The sequence below is a fragment of the Corynebacterium auris genome, from assembly GCF_030408575.1.
GTDB classification, from domain to species: Bacteria; Actinomycetota; Actinomycetes; order Mycobacteriales; family Mycobacteriaceae; genus Corynebacterium; species Corynebacterium auris.
In genome coordinates this window covers 723,276-737,915 of sequence record NZ_CP047047.1, presented here as the reverse complement: position 1 = coordinate 737,915, position 14,640 = coordinate 723,276, and the positions used below count along the sequence as shown (strand labels likewise).

At 66.8% G+C, this 14,640-nt stretch carries 20 protein-coding genes; 9 read left to right on the top strand and 11 right to left on the bottom strand.

What is annotated here, in order from left to right:
• The first annotated feature begins 3 nt into the window (after window positions 1–3).
• Complete coding sequence (locus tag CAURIS_RS03565) at window positions 4–615, top strand: SAF domain-containing protein (protein ID WP_290342853.1); 612 nt, start codon at window positions 4–6, stop codon at window positions 613–615.
• 93 nt (window positions 616–708) lie between these two features.
• Window positions 709–1,146: a large conductance mechanosensitive channel protein MscL gene (gene mscL, locus CAURIS_RS03560; RefSeq protein WP_290342852.1), complete on the top strand. Its 438-nt coding sequence runs from the start codon at window positions 709–711 to the stop codon at window positions 1,144–1,146.
• A gap of 10 nt (window positions 1,147–1,156) precedes the next feature.
• Here mscL and CAURIS_RS03555 read toward each other — a convergent pair whose 3' ends face one another.
• The 7 genes from CAURIS_RS03555 to CAURIS_RS03525 form a co-directional block, all read right to left on the bottom strand.
• Window positions 1,157–1,318 carry a hypothetical protein gene (locus tag CAURIS_RS03555; protein ID WP_290342851.1) on the bottom strand — a complete coding sequence of 54 codons (162 nt, stop codon included), beginning with the start codon at window positions 1,316–1,318 and terminating at the stop codon, window positions 1,157–1,159.
• Window positions 1,315–1,884, bottom strand: coding sequence for a MogA/MoaB family molybdenum cofactor biosynthesis protein (locus tag CAURIS_RS03550; RefSeq protein WP_290342850.1), 570 nt, complete (start codon window positions 1,882–1,884; stop codon window positions 1,315–1,317). Before CAURIS_RS03550 ends, CAURIS_RS03555 begins: the two co-directional genes overlap by 4 nt.
• A gap of 100 nt (window positions 1,885–1,984) precedes the next feature.
• Entirely contained in the window at window positions 1,985–3,175 is a 1,191-nt protein-coding gene (locus tag CAURIS_RS03545) for a S1C family serine protease (protein WP_290342849.1), read from the bottom strand.
• Window positions 3,176–3,251: 76 nt separating this feature from the next.
• On the bottom strand, window positions 3,252–4,586 hold the full coding sequence (locus CAURIS_RS03540) for a HAMP domain-containing sensor histidine kinase (RefSeq protein WP_290342848.1): 1,335 nt from the start codon (window positions 4,584–4,586) through the stop codon (window positions 3,252–3,254).
• Window positions 4,587–4,633: 47 nt separating this feature from the next.
• Window positions 4,634–5,332 (bottom strand): response regulator transcription factor, encoded by a 699-nt coding sequence (locus CAURIS_RS03535; RefSeq protein ID WP_290342847.1) that lies wholly within the window; start codon window positions 5,330–5,332, stop codon window positions 4,634–4,636.
• Window positions 5,333–5,436: 104 nt separating this feature from the next.
• Window positions 5,437–5,610 (bottom strand): 50S ribosomal protein L32, encoded by a 174-nt coding sequence (rpmF, locus tag CAURIS_RS03530; protein ID WP_290342846.1) that lies wholly within the window; start codon window positions 5,608–5,610, stop codon window positions 5,437–5,439.
• Window positions 5,611–5,643: 33 nt separating this feature from the next.
• Entirely contained in the window at window positions 5,644–5,916 is a 273-nt protein-coding gene (locus tag CAURIS_RS03525; protein WP_290342845.1) for a type B 50S ribosomal protein L31, read from the bottom strand.
• Window positions 5,917–6,129: 213 nt separating this feature from the next.
• On the opposite strand from CAURIS_RS03525, the gene CAURIS_RS03520 reads away from it, so the two are divergent.
• The 6 genes from CAURIS_RS03520 to CAURIS_RS03495 all read left to right on the top strand — a co-directional run bounded on the left by CAURIS_RS03520 (window position 6,130) and on the right by CAURIS_RS03495 (window position 9,167).
• On the top strand, window positions 6,130–7,194 hold the full coding sequence (locus tag CAURIS_RS03520) for an SLC13 family permease (RefSeq protein WP_290342844.1): 1,065 nt from the start codon (window positions 6,130–6,132) through the stop codon (window positions 7,192–7,194).
• Between the two features lie 166 nt (window positions 7,195–7,360).
• Window positions 7,361–7,597: a 50S ribosomal protein L28 gene (rpmB, locus tag CAURIS_RS03515; RefSeq protein WP_290342843.1), complete on the top strand. Its 237-nt coding sequence runs from the start codon at window positions 7,361–7,363 to the stop codon at window positions 7,595–7,597.
• Window positions 7,597–7,761: a 50S ribosomal protein L33 gene (rpmG, locus tag CAURIS_RS03510; RefSeq protein WP_290342842.1), complete on the top strand. Its 165-nt coding sequence runs from the start codon at window positions 7,597–7,599 to the stop codon at window positions 7,759–7,761. The genes rpmB and rpmG overlap by 1 nt, the downstream gene beginning before the upstream one ends.
• Before the next feature lie 3 nt (window positions 7,762–7,764).
• The gene (gene rpsN, locus CAURIS_RS03505) at window positions 7,765–8,070 is read left to right on the top strand and encodes a 30S ribosomal protein S14 (protein WP_019194229.1); all 306 of its coding nucleotides are present in this window, start codon (window positions 7,765–7,767) and stop codon (window positions 8,068–8,070) included.
• 16 nt (window positions 8,071–8,086) lie between these two features.
• Window positions 8,087–8,338 carry a 30S ribosomal protein S18 gene (gene rpsR / locus CAURIS_RS03500; RefSeq protein WP_290342841.1) on the top strand — a complete coding sequence of 84 codons (252 nt, stop codon included), beginning with the start codon at window positions 8,087–8,089 and terminating at the stop codon, window positions 8,336–8,338.
• Between the two features lie 151 nt (window positions 8,339–8,489).
• A complete protein-coding gene (locus CAURIS_RS03495; RefSeq protein WP_290342840.1) occupies window positions 8,490–9,167 on the top strand; it encodes a TetR/AcrR family transcriptional regulator in 678 nt (225 codons plus the stop codon).
• Here CAURIS_RS03495 and CAURIS_RS03490 read toward each other — a convergent pair.
• From CAURIS_RS03490 to CAURIS_RS03475, 4 genes are read right to left on the bottom strand one after another with little or no spacing between them, the layout of a single operon-like run.
• Window positions 9,164–9,970, bottom strand: coding sequence for a serine hydrolase (locus tag CAURIS_RS03490; RefSeq protein ID WP_290342839.1), 807 nt, complete (start codon window positions 9,968–9,970; stop codon window positions 9,164–9,166). The two genes, CAURIS_RS03495 and CAURIS_RS03490, sit on opposite strands and share 4 nt — an antisense overlap.
• A 4-nt stretch (window positions 9,971–9,974) precedes the next feature.
• Entirely contained in the window at window positions 9,975–11,501 is a 1,527-nt protein-coding gene (gene purH, locus CAURIS_RS03485) for a bifunctional phosphoribosylaminoimidazolecarboxamide formyltransferase/IMP cyclohydrolase (RefSeq protein ID WP_290342838.1), read from the bottom strand.
• Window positions 11,498–12,082 (bottom strand): phosphoribosylglycinamide formyltransferase, encoded by a 585-nt coding sequence (gene purN / locus CAURIS_RS03480; RefSeq protein ID WP_290342837.1) that lies wholly within the window; start codon window positions 12,080–12,082, stop codon window positions 11,498–11,500. The genes purH and purN overlap by 4 nt, the downstream gene beginning before the upstream one ends.
• 21 nt (window positions 12,083–12,103) lie before the next feature.
• Window positions 12,104–13,531 (bottom strand): cell division protein PerM, encoded by a 1,428-nt coding sequence (locus CAURIS_RS03475; protein ID WP_290342836.1) that lies wholly within the window; start codon window positions 13,529–13,531, stop codon window positions 12,104–12,106.
• Between the two features lie 202 nt (window positions 13,532–13,733).
• Here CAURIS_RS03475 and CAURIS_RS03470 point away from each other — a divergent pair, with 202 nt between their 5' ends.
• Window positions 13,734–14,462: a M23 family metallopeptidase gene (locus CAURIS_RS03470; protein WP_290342835.1), complete on the top strand. Its 729-nt coding sequence runs from the start codon at window positions 13,734–13,736 to the stop codon at window positions 14,460–14,462.
• Window positions 14,463–14,640: the final 178 nt, after the last annotated feature.

Below are 14,640 nucleotides of genomic sequence, written 5' to 3'. Positions count from 1 at the left end.
GGTATGAAACTCCTCGACGCCCTGTGCACCCCCAGCCACCGCCGCAGCGTCCTTGTTCGCCGCGCCGCGGCCCTGATCTTGGTCGCAGCCGCCGCGCTCAGCGCCGCCGCCTCGCGGGCTGGCGAGCCCGCCGTGCTCGTCTTTGCGCGCGACGTTGCGGCCGGCACGGTCCTGGAAAGCGGTGACGTTGAGGTGCGCCGCATGCCCCCCGGGGCCGTTCCGGCCGGTGCGCTCACCGACCCCGGGGAGGCGGAGAACAAGACCCTGGCCGCGGCTGCCGCAGCGGGGGAGGTCGTGACGGCAACCCGGCTCGTCGGCCCAGAGCTGAGCCGCAGCCTGGCCCCGGACGGGGACTACACCATGGTCCCCGTCGTCCTCGCCGAGCCGGAGATCATTCCTCTGCTGCACCACGGCGCCCACGTCAGGGTGATCACCTTGGCCGCGGAGACGGGGGCACCTGTGACGGTGGCCGCTGGCGCACGTGTCGTGGTGGCCGCGAAGGAAACGGACGAGCCGAGCGTGCTGCTTCTTTTGCGCGCCGACGAGGCGGCCGCCGTCGCGGCCGCCTCCCTCGCCGCGCCGCTGACCGTCGTGCTGGAAACGCCGCCGCCCTAAGCCGTTTTACTGGCGCTGAGCCCCGTGATTATCGTGGCCGTGTCCGTTACACTTCCACGACCACGCGCCCCAGGGGCGCTACTAAGGAGAAACATGCTCAGAGGCTTCAGGGACTTCATCCTGCGCGGCAACGTCGTCGAACTCGCGGTCGGCGTCGTCATCGGCTCCGCGTTCACCGCGATCGTCACCGCCTTTTCGGACGCGATCATCAACCCCCTGCTCAACGTCTTCGGCGGGGCCGAGGTCGGCGGCCTGAAAATCCACATCCTGCCGGGCCGGGAAGACACGGCGCTGGACTTCGGCATGCTGCTGACGGCGATCATCAATTTCCTGCTCATCGCCGCCGTCGTCTACTTCTTCATCGTCACCCCGATGAACAAGCTCGACCAGCTGCAAAAACGTCACCGCGGTGTCGCCGAGGAAACGCCCGCGCCGACCGACACGGAGCTGCTCACCGAGATCCGCGACCTCCTCGCGGATCAGGCCTCCGGTGCGGCGGGTGGTGCCCACAGCCGGCAAGAGCCCCGCTAGCGCATTTTCTCTAGCCGTCCCAGTCGCCCCCGTAGTGCGGGGGCCTTTCGTTTCTGTAGAAGTCCTCGTCGATGCGCTCGACGCCGGTCGCGCTGCCTTCCGTCGGTGTGTCCGCCTCGCGGTCGTAGTCCACGTCCGCCGGGCGCTTCGCCCGCCTGCGCGGGCGCGTCACGGGAGGCTGTACTGGTTGAGCTCGCCCACCAGGTGGGTCACCAGGGGCGCGCAGGTGGAGATCCCGTCGCGGATGGCCTGGCGCGAGGGCGCGAGGTTCACCACCACCGTCGAGCCCGACACCCCGCAGATTCCGCGCGAGGTGCACGCGTCAACCGCGCCGCACGCCTGGCCGGAGGACCGGATGGCCTGCCCCACGCCCGGCACCAGCTTGTCGATGACGCTGCGCGTCGCCTCCGGAGTCTTATCCCGCGGCCCCACTCCGGTCCCGCCGACGGTGAGCACGAGGTCGGCCCCGCCGACCACGCCTGTCTCAATGGCCTTGCGGATATCCGACTTCTTGGACTTGACGCGCACCACACCGTCGATGGTGAAGCCGAACTCCCCGAGGAGCTCGCACACCAAGCGGTCCGTGTCGTCGCCCTCCGCTTCGAAGCGGTAGTCGGAGACGAGCACTACCAGCGCGGTGGGCAGCAGGGGCTGTTCCTCCTTTTCAGCCGCGAGGAGAACCGCCTCGTCGGGCTCGCTGAGCTCATACGTGTCGAGAGATTCCAGTGCGTCCGTCATGACGTTCTCCTTCGGTGAGCGCGGTGTCCAAAGCCGCCGTGTCTAAAGCCACAGTCGCCGGGGTCGTTGGCGGGCGACATATGCCTGTTCCGCTATGAACTTACTCCGAACTGAGCGTTACCTCCACCGTTTCAACCTCATCGGTTCCCTGCCGACGAACCTCCAGCTCAACGGTCTCGCCGAAGTCCCGGGACCGCGTCGCCGCGATAAGCGCGTCTGCGGTATCAATGGGGCGATCGCCCAGGCGGGTGATCACGTCGCCGACCTCCAGGCCGGCCTCGTCCGCCGGGCTGCCCGGCTCCACCCCGGCGACGAAGGCGCCTCCGCCGGTGTTGCGGATGTCTACCTGCACGCCGAGCATCGGCTGCGTCGCCTCGCCCGTCTCGATGAGCTGCTGCGCGACCCGCTTGGCAAAGTTCGACGGGATGGCAAAGCCGAGTCCGATCGAGCCGGATTCGCCGCCCATGCCCGTCGACAGCGACGCGATGACGGAGTTCATGCCCACGAGGTTGCCGTTCATGTCCACAAGCGGGCCGCCGGAGTTTCCGGGGTTGATGGCGGCGTCTGTCTGGATGCCGTCCATCAGCGAGCTTTCCGTGAACCCCTGGGCGGCGCGGACGGGACGGTTGAGGGCGGATACGATGCCGCTGGTCACCGTCGCCGAGAGGCCGAGCGGGGAGCCGACGGCCACGACGTCTTGGCCTACCTGGAGGTCGTCGGAGTCGCCGAAGTTGATCACTGGCAGGTTCGCCGCGTCGTCGATCTTGACCACGCCGATATCGGTGTCCACGTCGGAGGCCACGAAAGTCGCGCTGTGGCGGGAGCCGTCGTTGAGCGTGACCACGATTTCCGCCGCCCCGTTCTCGCCCGCGGAGATGACGTGGTGGTTGGTCAGAACGTAGCCGTCGGAGGAGATGATGGACCCAGAGCCCTCGGCCACGCCCGTGCGACCCGCCACTTCGAGGGAGACAACGGCGGGAAGGACCGCCGAGGCGACCTCCTCGACGGAGCCCTCGGGCGCGGGGCTGTCGCTGCTGACGCTTTCGGCCTGCAGGGCGTTGTACGCCTCTGCCTGGGAGTTATTGCTGGCGAAGGTCCCGCCCGCGTAACCGGCGCCCGCTCCGATGAGCAGCGCCGTGACCGCCGCCACCGCGATGGCGGTCCCGACACCGGGGCCCTTGCGCTGGTTGGTTGCGGGCGGGGAAGAGACCTCGGGCTGGTCAGCGGTAGGTTCGGAGGTGACGGGCCGACGCTCCGGCTCGTACGGCTGCGGCGGCAAGTTATTACTCATAAGCGCCCATTATTCCTTTTCCCTCTGCGTGGCGGCTAGTGGGCGGGGGCGGCGCCTCGTAACGTTGTCTGTGCATTTACTGGGCGACGTTGGCCCCGGCAGGTTCCCACCCGGGCAGCACCACGCGGAAGCGCGCCCCACCGTCGTCCGACTCCCCCGCCTCGATTGTCCCGCCGTGGCGCTCCACCACGTGCTTGGCAATGGCAAGCCCGAGCCCCGACCCCGGCATCGCCCGGCCCTCCGGCGAGCGGTAAAAGCGCTCGAAGACGCGCTCGCGCTCCCCTGCTGGGATACCTGGGCCGGAATCGTCGACAGTGAGCGCAGCCTCCCGGCGCCCGGCCTCCAGCCTGAGGCGCACGGTGGCACCCGCCGGCGACCACTTCGCCGCGTTGTCGAGGAGGTTGACAGGCACGCGGGCCAGCTCGTGGCGGTCCCCGTGCACGACCCACGGGTCGAGCACGGCGTCGAAGGTGACGTCCAAGCGGCGTCTTTTTACCCTCTCGAGCGCCTCCCGCACGACCTCGTCGACGCGGACCGGAAGAGTTTGCCTGGGCGGTTCGTCCTCGCGGGCGAGATCAATCAGATCGCCGATCAGCGCGGACATCTCGTCCATTTGCGCGATGACATCGCGCTCCAAGGCGTCCTTTTCCTCCTTCGGCAGCTGCTCGAACTGCCCGGAGCGACTCGCCATCATGAGCAGCTCGATGTTCGTGCGCATCGACGTGAGGGGCGTTTTCAGCTCGTGGCCCGCGTCAACGACAAGGCGGGCCTGGCGGCGCCTGGATTCCGCCAACGATTCCATCATCCCGTTGAACGCGGAGCTCAGCCGCGCCAGTTCGTCGTCGCCTTCGACTGTGATTCCGCGCAGCTCCTCGGTGTTGCTCACGTGCTCCACCGCTTGCTCCAGGCGCCGGATCGGCCGCATGGCCGCCCGCGCCACGAGTTCGCCGACCGCCCAGCTAAGCAGCAGCGCCAGCCCAACAACCACGACGAAGATAATGCCCAGGCCCCGCAGGAGGTGCTTTTCCGGGTCCGGGCTCTGCGCGAGGGCCACCGCGCTGTTTTCCGGCCCTCGCTTGACCACCACTCGCTCGCCGCCGACCTCACGCACCGAGGTTTCCACCCCATTGTCGTCGCGCACGAACTCGCCCCCGACCGGAACGGAGTCCCCGATATAGGCGGCGTTGCCGGGGAAAACGTAGGCGGCCCTGACGTCCGGGTTGAAGCGCTTGAAGGCGGTCAGGTTGCGCGCCATATCCTCGACGCCGCTGGCCTCCTCGATATCCTCGAGGAGGACGCAGGCCTTCGTTTCCAGCTCGTCGTCCGTGCTTGCCTCGACGGCTTCCTGGGCGACCCAGTAGCACGCTACGGTGGCGGCACCGACGAGGAGCACACCGACCAAAATTGTCACGAGTGTGCGCAGCGTCGGGTCCGCTGCTGGGTGAAGGCCCCGCTCTGTCACGGGGCGGACTCCCGCAGGACGTATCCGACCCCTCTGACGGTGTGGATCAGCCTGTCTTCACCGCCCGCCTCCGTCTTCCGCCGCAGGTAGCCGATGTACACCTCGAGGGCGTTGCCCGAGGTGGGGAAATCGTAGCCCCAGACCTCTTCCAGAATGTCCTGGCGGGAGAGCACCTGCCGGGGGTTTTCCAGGAAGTAGCGCAGAAGCGAAAACTCGGTGCGGGTCAACGAGATCGCCCGCTCGCCGCGGCGCACCTCCCGGGTATCGGTGTGCAGCTCCAAGTCCTCAAATTGCAGGCTCTTGCCCCCGCGCCGGCCACCGGAGACGGACTCGAGGTTCGCCCGGCGCAGCAGCGAGCGCATCCGGGCCAGGAGCTCCTCGAGCGCGAACGGCTTGGACAGGTAATCGTCCGCCCCCGCGTCGAGGCCAGCTACCCTGTCAGCGACGCCGTCGCGGGCGGTAAGCATAAGAATCGGCTTTTCATAACCGGTGGACCGCAGGTTGCGGCACACACTCAGCCCGTCGAGCTTGGGCATCATTACGTCCAGAATGGTCAAATCGGGCTGCTCGTGGCGGATCGAGGCGAGCGCCTGCTCGCCGTCCTCCGCGAGGACCACCTCGTATCCGTTAAACATCAGTGAGCGGCGCAGAGATTCGCGCACCGCCTGTTCATCATCGACCACAAGAATTTTCATGTTTACATTATGACTTATACGTATCGTACCCCGTCAATCGGGGTATAATAAGATTCGAATATGAAAAACCGGGCAGCCCGAAAGCTGCCCGGTTGACGAGAGTTTTAGAACTGCTCGACGTCGATAAGCCCGGCCTTGGCCGCCTTCACCAGACGGCGCGGGATGCGAACCTCCTGGCCGTCGATCTTGACGGTCTGCAGCTCAGGGTTGTTCGCCTTCCACTGCGAGCGGCGGGCGTGCGTGTTTGCGCGGGACTTGCGGAACTTAGGGGTTGCCATGCTTTCTTATCCTCCTTCGACCTTCTCGGTGCCCTAGTTGGCGGTCTTCTTCTTGCGGCGAGCCATGCCGCCGAAGCGCTTGTTGAACTTCTCAACGCGGCCGGCGGTGTCCATGAGACGCTGCGCACCGGTCCAGAACGGGTGGGACTCGGAGGTCACATCGACGACGACGAGCGGGTACTCGTTGCCGTCCTCCCACGTATCCGTGCGGTCGGAGGTCATGGTGGAACGGGTCAGGAACTTGTGCCCGGTATTACCGTCCTGAATGATCACCGGGTGGTAATCCGGGTGGATCTCATTCTTCATCTCTTATTCGTCTCCCTCAGGATTGAACTTCGGGTCGGTTCCTGCCACAGGGCGGATCGTGCCCGAGTTGGGTGCGAAAATGGTCAGGGCCCGGCCTAAGCCGGACAACCCGCAACATATTACCGCCCCCGCGCGCGTTTACCTAATCCCACCAGCATGCTTGACGACGCCACCCGGGCGCCCACCACGAACCCAGCGGCTTAGACTACCTCGGTGCGCCTTTCCCGATTCGCGTCGCTTCTCTGGTGGCCTTCGGCGGCGGTGGCCGCCTTCGCCGCCCTGGCCCTGACCGACCCCGGAGCCGCGCAAGGCCTCGCCTCCCAGCTCGCTCCGGTGCTCGGCTTTGCCGCGGGAATGTCCGCGATGGTGAACCTGGCTGCGCGCGAGGGCGTATTCGCCTACCTAGCCTCGCGCATCGAAGGCACGCGCTACACCTGGGCCTGCTTCCTTGCGCTAAGCGTCCTGGTCACCGTCTTCCTCTCGCTGGACACGACAGCGCTCATGCTCACGCCGCTGGCGGTCGCGCTCGCCCGCCGCAACGGACTGAGCACCACCGCACTCGCCTTGTCGGTAGTGTGGGTGGCCAACCTGTCTTCCCTCATGCTTCCGGTCTCGAACCTGACCAACCTGATGGCGCTGCGCTTCTTCGCCGGCCCGTACGACTTCCTCGCCGCCTCGTGGGCGCCCGCCCTCGCAGGTATCGGCGTCGCGGTGGCGGCCTCGTACTGCGCCCGGGCGTATTGGCCCGCCGGAAAGCCCGCGGCGCCGGGCCGTGACGTTCCTGCCCCGAGAGCCGCGCTGGTGATCGTCGGGCTGACGGTGTTCGCCCTACTCACCCCCCTGCCTTTCTGGCTCACCGCCGCAGCCTCCGCTGTGGCCATGGCGGCGATCGCGGGCCCCATTTCCCTGCGAGGCCTCATCCCCTGGCAGGCCCTGTGCCTCGTGGTCGCGGTCTCCTCCGCCGCCGCCTTCCTCCCCGATGTTTCCTTCCCGCCCGACGCTCACCCGCTCTGCGCGGCGCTGGCGGGGGCGGCGGGCGCGAACCTCATCAACAACCTCCCCGCGTACCTGCTGCTGGAGGACCCGAACGCGTCGCTGCCCCTCCTGGTTGGCGTGAACTTCGGTCCCCTTGTCACTCCGTGGGCGTCCCTGGCTACTCTGTTGTGGCACGATCAGCTTCGACGGGCAGGTGTTGACCTGCCGTGGCGCACCTTCGCGTGCTGCGGTGCCGTGCTCGCACCCGTGGCCGTCGCCGCCGGCGTTTTCGCGATTAGGTGATAGGCGCCTGAGCCTGTATTGTTGACTACCGCTGTTGTCGAAGTACACGTTTACGCCTGCGTCAACCGATTGCTACCGGCACCCTCGACGGACCTCACACCTCGGGCGCTGTGCCTCCCTCACCGGCAGTCAGTGCGTGGGCGGCAGAAGAGAAGGAAGCTAACCCATGTCGGCACATTGCCAGGTCACGGGACGGAAGCCGGGTTTCGGCAAGACCGTCTCGCACTCGCACCGCCGCCACTCGCGCCGTTGGAACCCCAACGTGCAGAAGAAGCGGTTCTACCTGCCCTCCGAGGGCCGTACCATCACCCTGACGGTTTCCACCAAGGGACTCAAGATCATCGACCGCGACGGCATCGAGTCTGTCGTCGCCGCTATCCGCGCGCGAGGTGAGAAGGTCTAATGGCACGTAACGATATCCGCCCCATCATCAAGCTCAAGAGCACCGAGGGCACCGGCTACACCTACGTCACCCGCAAGAACAAGCGCAACAACCCGGATCGCATCACGCTGAAGAAGTACGATCCGATCGTTCGCAAGCACGTCGAATTCCGCGAGGAGCGATAATTTATGGCTAAGAAGTCTAAGATCGCCAAGAACGAGAAGCGCAAGGAGATCGTCGCTCGCTACGCGGAGCGCCGCGCTGAGCTCAAGGCGATCATCCGTAACCCCGAGACCTCCGACGAGGATCGTCTCGATGCACAGTTCGAGCTGAACCGCCAGCCGCGTGACGCCTCCCCGGTGCGCGTCCGCAACCGCGATTCCCACGATGGTCGCCCGCGCGGTTACCTCCGTAAGTTCGGCCTGTCCCGTGTCCGCATGCGCGAGATGGCTCACCGCGGTGAGCTGCCGGGCGTCCGCAAGTCTTCGTGGTAAGGAGGAGCCTGAAACTATGAAGCGCAACAACAACCACCGCAGGGCGCGCATGGAGCAGTCCCGCCGCCCGAAGAAGAACCCGCTCAAGGCCAAGGGCATCGAGCAGGTTGACTACAAGGATATTGAGACCCTGCGTCTTTTTATCTCCGACCGTCACAAGATCCGTTCCCGCCGCGTGACCGGCCTGACGCCGCAGCAGCAGCGCCAGGTGTCCACCGCGGTGAAGAACGCCCGCGAGATGGCTCTTCTGCCGTTCACCAGCCGCTAAGACTCGGTTGACGATAACAGCGTAGAGTCTTTCGACCCACCCGCCCCACTAAATCCGGGGCGGGTGTTTTCGTACCCGCGCCTGCCGGTCGTGTACCGTGCTCGTGTACCTTTTGGTGAACAGGTTGGAATTGAGGAAGGCAGGCTCAGCGATGGCCAAATCGGTCGGTCGGCCGAGGAAAAACAGCCCGCGGCGCCGGGGCACAACGGCGCGAGAGGAAATCCTCGACGCCTCATCGGAGCTCTTCACCACCCAGGGCTTCGCCACGACGTCGACGCACCAGATCGCCGAGGCTGTCGGCATCCGCCAGGCCTCGCTGTACTACCACTTCCCCTCCAAGGCCGACATCTTCCTCACGCTGCTCATGGGCACCGTCCAGCCCTCCCTCGATCTCGCCTCCGATTTGGCGAAGTCGGACGAGTCACCGGCGCTCAAGCTGTGGGCACTTGTCGCCGCGGAGACACGAATCCTGCTTTCCTCCAATTGGAACATCGGCAGGCTCTATCAATTGCCCATTGCCGTCTCGCCGGAGTTCAACGCCTACCACGAGGCCCGCGCCGAGCTCGAGGGAATCTTCCGCGACCTCGCCGCTTCCATCGTCGGCGACGACGACCCACGCATCGAGCTTCCCTTCCACATGACGCTCTCCGCCGTCGAGATGCGCGACAACACGGGCAAAGCCCCCTTTCCGCTTGTCGACGACGCCCTGCCCGCCCCCTCGGTCATGATCGCAGACGCGGTGCTTGACGTCCTCCACGCCGACCTGCCCGACAATCGCGGCATGCGCACTTTGGACCTCGTTTCGCAGGTCCAGGAGGCCGGCTCCTAGCCGCAGCGGACCACGGGCAGCGCCTCGCGCACCACGTCCAGGCGCGCCGCGATTTCGTCGGCCATGGCCTGTGCGTCGTCATAGCCTCCCGATTCTGGCGCCACGACAAGCGCGACGGCGATCTGCCCGCCGTTCGGGTGAGGGAGCAGGCCGAGTTGGCGCACGAGGTAATTGCCGTCCTCGTCGTCGCCCCAACCCCCCTTGAACTCCGCTCCCTCGATCCGGCCCAGCCCGTAGGCCTGCTCCTCGGTGATTTCGCCCATCAGCTCGAGAACGCGCTGCGCGCCGTCGATGCAGGGCAGGTTCGCCGCGAGAGTCGCCTGCTGGCTCACCGTAAACTCCATGGCCCCGAGCGGCTCCTGGACCGAGTTCTCCATTCCCACGTTGGCGTCGTACAGGACGCGGTCCACTGCGCCCTCGCTCAGCCCGTCCCAGAGGGTCCAGGCCGCGTCGTTGTCCGAGATCGTCAGCGCGTCGGGCGCCAATTCCTCGGCGAACTCCGGGTCTTCTTCGTAGGCGGCGATGGAGATGGGCACCTTGATCGTCGACCATGCCGCCTGCGGGGTGTTATCCCCCCACGACAAAACGCTGCCCGGCCCCGCGATGGCGATACCCACCGTCCCGCCGTATTCGGTCTCCAGGTTGTCCATGAGATCGTGCAGGCTCGCTACCACGTCCGGGTCCCACACGTTGGGTACGCTGACGCGCAGGGTCTCGATGGCCGGCTGCTCGGGTGCGCTATCGGGGGCCGGGCTGCATCCCGCCACCACGAGGGCGGCGATGAGGCAGGCGGCCCGGCGCATTGCTCTAGTGGCTAAAATGACGAGTCCCGGTGAGATACATGGTCACGCCCGCCTCCTTGGCGGCGGCAATGACCTCGTCGTCGCGAATGGAGCCGCCGGGCTGGACCACGGCGGTGATGCCGGCGTCGGCAAGCACCTGGAAGCCGTCCGCGAAGGGGAAGAAGGCGTCGGAGGCGGCGACCGCTCCGCTGGTGCGGTTGCGGCCCGCGTCGAGGGTATTGGCGCGCTCGACGGCGAGCTTCGCGGAATCGACGCGGTTTACCTGGCCCATGCCGATGCCCACGGAGGCGTTGTCCGAGGCAATGAGGATCGCGTTGGACTTCACGCAGCGCACCGCGCGCCAGGCGAACTCGAGCTCCGCGAGGCACTCGGGGCTGGCCGGCTCGCCGGCGGCCAGGGTCCAGCTCGCCGGGTCGTCGCTCTCGGCCTGATACGTGTCGCGCTCCTGGACAAGGAACCCGCCGGAGATCTGGCGGATCTCCTCGTGCGAGCGCTCCGGCTCGACCTCGAGGATCCGCAGGTTCTTCTTCTCCTTCAGAAGCTCGAGGGCCTCCGGGGCGTACGAAGGAGCGAGGATGACCTCGGTGAAGATCGGCTTGATCTGGCGCGCCATCTCCAGGGTGACCTCACGGTTGGCGGCGACAACCCCGCCGTAGGCGGAGACGGGATCGCAGGCATGGGCCTTGCGGTGCGCCTCCGCGATGGAGCCGTCGGACACGGCGACACCGCAGGGGTTGGCGTGCTTGATGATGGCCACGCAGGCGCGCTCGTGGTCCCACGCCGCCCGCCAGGCCGCGTCCGCGTCCTGGTAGTTGTTGTAGCTCATCTCCTTGCCGCCGTGCTGGAGGGCGTCGGCAAGCCCCCAGCCCTCGTTGATAAGGCGCGCGCTTTGGTGGGGGTTCTCCCCGTAGCGCAGCTCGCCGGAGTCCTCGGCGTCGAGCTGCTCCTCCATCCAGTCGGAGACGGCGGCGTCGTAGTCCGCGGTGTGCGCGAACGCCTGTGCCGCGAGAACGCGGCGCTGTTCGGCGGTGAAGCCGCCGGCCGCAATGGCCTCTTCGAGGTCGCCGTACTGCTGCGGGGAGGTGACGATGGCCACCGAGGGGTGGTTCTTTGCCGCGGCGCGCACCATCGACGGGCCCCCGATGTCGATCTGCTCGACGCATTCGTCGAAGCTGGCACCGGAAGCCACGGTCTCCTCGAAGGGGTACAGGTTGACCACCACGAGCTGGAAGGGCTCGATGCCGAGCTCCCGCAGCTGCGCGGCGTGATCATCCTTACGCAAGTCGGCGAGGATGCCAGCGTGGACTGCGGGGTGCAGCGTTTTCACCCGCCCCTCCAGAACCTCGGGGAAGCCCGTGATGTCGGCCACCTCCGTCACCGCGACCCCGGCCTCGGCGATGCGCCTGGCTGTGGAGCCCGTGGAGACGATCTCCACCCCCGCCTCGCCGAGGGCGCGGGCGAGCGCGTCCACGCCGGTCTTGTCGTAGACGCTGACCAGTGCGCGCTTGATGGCGATGCGGTTTTCCGTCATGGGAACGTGACCTTTCCGTCGTTGATGGTCGCGCGCCGCAGGACATCGACAATCAGCGCGCGCTCGTGTTGCTTGATTCGTTCGTGGAGCTGCTCCTGGGTGTCCCCGTCGAGCACCTCCACCGCCTTCTGGGCGATGATCTCCCCGGTGTCCACGCCCTCGTCGATGTAGTGGACGGTGGTTCCGGTGACTTTCACCCCGTACGCCATAGCGTCACGCACCGCGTGCGCGCCCGGGAAGGCCGGCAGCAGCGCGGGGTGCGTGTTAATGAGCCGCCCCTCGAAGCGCTCGAGGAACTCCGGGCCGAGGATGCGCATGAACCCGGCCGAGACGACGATGTCAGGGGACACGGCCGCCACCGCGTCACGCAGGCGCTCGTTCCACGCCCGGCGGTTCCCACCGAAGGCGATCGTTTCCGTGGGAACCCCGGCATTTTCGGCCCGCTGCAGGGCCGTGCACTGTTGGTCGGCCACGACGAGCGCGACGGTATAGGACTCGCCCTGGTTATCGAGGATCGCCTGCAGCAACGTGCCGGAACCCGACACGAGGACGGCAGCTTGTATGGCGGCGCGTTCAGTCACGCACCTGAGTGTAGACCCGCCTCAGCCCTGCGTCTCAGGGGGCACCCACTTCGTGCTGCCGCCGCCCTCCGGTTTCACCTCTTCTTCATCTTCCGTTTCCGTCCCCTCCGTTTCCGCCTCCTCCGGTTCAGGCTCTGTTACTTCAGGTTCGTCTCGCTCTGGCGTTTCTTCCGGCCCAGTTTCTTCCGGCCCCACGGGCTCCTCCACCTCAGCTTGCTTATCGACGCCCCCCTGGCGCGCCCGGAGCACACCCCACGCGATCGCTCCCGGCACCGCCACCCACGCGAAGGCTAGCAACGGGAAGGTCCCCGGATTCACCCCGACCCAGCCGTAGGCCCCGGCGGCGCCTCCGGACAAGAGGGTGAGCACGAGGCAAAAGGCCGCCAGCCACGCGGCCGTGGCAAAGACGTAAAGAAGCGAAGCCCGCGCCCGCAGCACGTGCGACACGGCCCAGTAGATGACGATGGCCGCGGGAACGAGCATGAGCGCGGGCGCCCAGGCGGCGGCCTCGCCTGGGATCGCCCCGAAAAGCGGCAGCGGCGGGAAGGCGACGTTGTCGACCGCAAAGAGCGAAGCCTCCGCGTCCGCGTAGCCGAAGCTGCCGCCCATGAGGACCCCGAGCGCCGCCGCCGCGGCATTGGGCAGGTACAGAAGACTCAGCACGCCGATAGCCACTGCCCCACCGGTGGACAAGACGGGGAACTCCTCGATGAGATCGCCGACGCGCTCGTGCCCGGCCGCGAGGCAAACCAAGAACGCGGCCCCGGCCGCTCCGAGCAGGACGGGCAATAAGCGCGAGGCGGACTGCGCCGAGGCGACGACGAACTCCGGCACCTTGTAGCGGCGTGCGAGCGCCCGCCACAGAACTGTTCCCATCCCCACCGCGAAGGCCACTCCGTGAACAGCAAGCGGCGTCAGCAGCGCAGGCGCGACGGGGGGCAGCTCGACCGGGTAGACCGTCGAGGCGTCGCCGACCATGAACAGCGCGATAGCGCTCAGCGTCAGGGAGGTCGCGGCCGTAAGAGAAACCAGGACAAAAAGGTCCGCGACACTGACCCGTGAACGAATCGCGGCGCGCACCCGCGCCGCGAGAAGCGCGATCACACCCATAACGGGCAAGAGGGGAAGGATGCCGAGAGTCACCCCGTCGTAACGCAGCGGCGCCCCGTGGACCGCGAGCCACGCGGAGCCGATGGAGCCGGGTAGGTAGGCCATCGGCGCGCCCGTTCCCCCGATCGCAGCGAGGCAGAGGACCGTAACAATAAGCACGATCACGAGCTGCGGGATCACGATGGAAGGAAGATACTGACGCAGCCTGCGCCCCAGCGTCGTGGGCGCGTTCGGCTGCTCCGGGCGGCGCGTGGAGGCGGGAACGCTGGCGCGGACGGGTTTCCGCCGCGTGCGTTCTTTCCGGTTGCTGCTTGCTCGGGGGCTCGACTTGTTGCTCATCGCCTCCAAGAGTGCCACTCGGCCGGGCTGAGAGACCCCAAGACACCCCCGTAACACTCGGCGGCGCGCAAGCGAAGAAATATTTTTGGCAACTGGCTTGCCTTACCGAAACCGATTCGTTACAGTAACCGTTCGTAGATAACAGGAAGGTTACAATCCCCTCCCACGGTGTGACCTTACGGACGATCTAAAAGAGGCATTGATGATCACTTCGACTTCGCAGGCTCGCAAGGGCGGAAAGCACCGCAAGCAGTCCCCCAACAAGGGCCGTGTCGCGCTCGTCGCCGTTACGACGGGTGCTGTTTCCACCGCTGGCGTCTCCGGCGCCGCAGCAGCCGCCCTGAGCAGCGACAAGAACGTCGAATCTAACGTTGATTTTGAGCTTGCCTCGGATTCGAGCAGCGCGGTGCCCGATGCCTCCGCGGCCGCGCCTCAGGTCTTGGCCATCGCCGAGTACAAGCCGGTCGAGAACCTCGTCGAGCAGCTCGACAAGGCTGTGCAGCACTCCGATATCGTGGCCAAGCTCGACGCCGCCGCCCGCCTCCCGCTGAGCATCAAGCCCGCCGACGGAACCTTTACCTCCGGCTTCGGCGTGCGCTGGGGAGCCATGCACAACGGTATCGACATCGCCAATGTCATCGGCACCCCGATCCGCGCCGTCGCCTCCGGCACCGTGATCGACGCCGGGCCGGCCCAGGGCTTTGGCAACTGGATCCGCATCCGCCACGAGGACGGGGCCGTGTCCGTCTACGGCCACATGTCCACCCTCGGCGTCACCGTGGGCCAGCAGGTCGAGGCCGGCCAGGAGATCGCCGGCATGGGCAACGAGGGCTTCTCCACCGGCTCGCACCTGCACTTCGAGATCCACCCCGACGGCACCACCCCGATCGATCCGGTGCCGTGGCTCGCCGAACGCGGCATCACGCTCTAACGCGAACGCCTTCTGCCCCGGTAGCGCCGCTGGCGCCGCCGGGGTTTTTTCGTGCCACACTGCGCGGGGGCGGGGGTACCCACCACCCCCACCATTCGTAACAATTTCAACATTTTTCACTTGCGTTTCGGGGTCGCTGAACTGGGATTTCACTCGAAAACAGAACATGCATTCGCCA

Excerpts from the sequence above, each read along its gene's own strand:
- CAURIS_RS03535 (WP_290342847.1), bottom strand. The coding sequence starts at position 5,332 with ATGAAAATTCTTGTGGTCGATGATGAACAGGCGGTGCGCGAATCTCTG.
- rpmB (WP_290342843.1), top strand. The coding sequence starts at position 7,361 with ATGTCGGCACATTGCCAGGTCACGGGACGGAAGCCGGGTTTCGGCAAG.
- CAURIS_RS03550 (WP_290342850.1), bottom strand. The coding sequence starts at position 1,884 with ATGACGGACGCACTGGAATCTCTCGACACGTATGAGCTCAGCGAGCCC.
- rpmG (WP_290342842.1), top strand. The coding sequence starts at position 7,597 with ATGGCACGTAACGATATCCGCCCCATCATCAAGCTCAAGAGCACCGAG.
- rpmF (WP_290342846.1), bottom strand. The coding sequence starts at position 5,610 with ATGGCAACCCCTAAGTTCCGCAAGTCCCGCGCAAACACGCACGCCCGC.
- rpsR (WP_290342841.1), top strand. The coding sequence starts at position 8,087 with ATGAAGCGCAACAACAACCACCGCAGGGCGCGCATGGAGCAGTCCCGC.
- CAURIS_RS03490 (WP_290342839.1), bottom strand. The coding sequence starts at position 9,970 with ATGCGCCGGGCCGCCTGCCTCATCGCCGCCCTCGTGGTGGCGGGATGC.
- CAURIS_RS03525 (WP_290342845.1), bottom strand. The coding sequence starts at position 5,916 with ATGAAGAATGAGATCCACCCGGATTACCACCCGGTGATCATTCAGGAC.
- CAURIS_RS03495 (WP_290342840.1), top strand. The coding sequence starts at position 8,490 with ATGGCCAAATCGGTCGGTCGGCCGAGGAAAAACAGCCCGCGGCGCCGG.
- mscL (WP_290342852.1), top strand. The coding sequence starts at position 709 with ATGCTCAGAGGCTTCAGGGACTTCATCCTGCGCGGCAACGTCGTCGAA.
- purH (WP_290342838.1), bottom strand. The coding sequence starts at position 11,501 with ATGACGGAAAACCGCATCGCCATCAAGCGCGCACTGGTCAGCGTCTAC.
- rpsN (WP_019194229.1), top strand. The coding sequence starts at position 7,765 with ATGGCTAAGAAGTCTAAGATCGCCAAGAACGAGAAGCGCAAGGAGATC.
- CAURIS_RS03470 (WP_290342835.1), top strand. The coding sequence starts at position 13,734 with ATGATCACTTCGACTTCGCAGGCTCGCAAGGGCGGAAAGCACCGCAAG.
- CAURIS_RS03475 (WP_290342836.1), bottom strand. The coding sequence starts at position 13,531 with ATGAGCAACAAGTCGAGCCCCCGAGCAAGCAGCAACCGGAAAGAACGC.
- CAURIS_RS03565 (WP_290342853.1), top strand. The coding sequence starts at position 4 with ATGAAACTCCTCGACGCCCTGTGCACCCCCAGCCACCGCCGCAGCGTC.
- CAURIS_RS03545 (WP_290342849.1), bottom strand. The coding sequence starts at position 3,175 with ATGAGTAATAACTTGCCGCCGCAGCCGTACGAGCCGGAGCGTCGGCCC.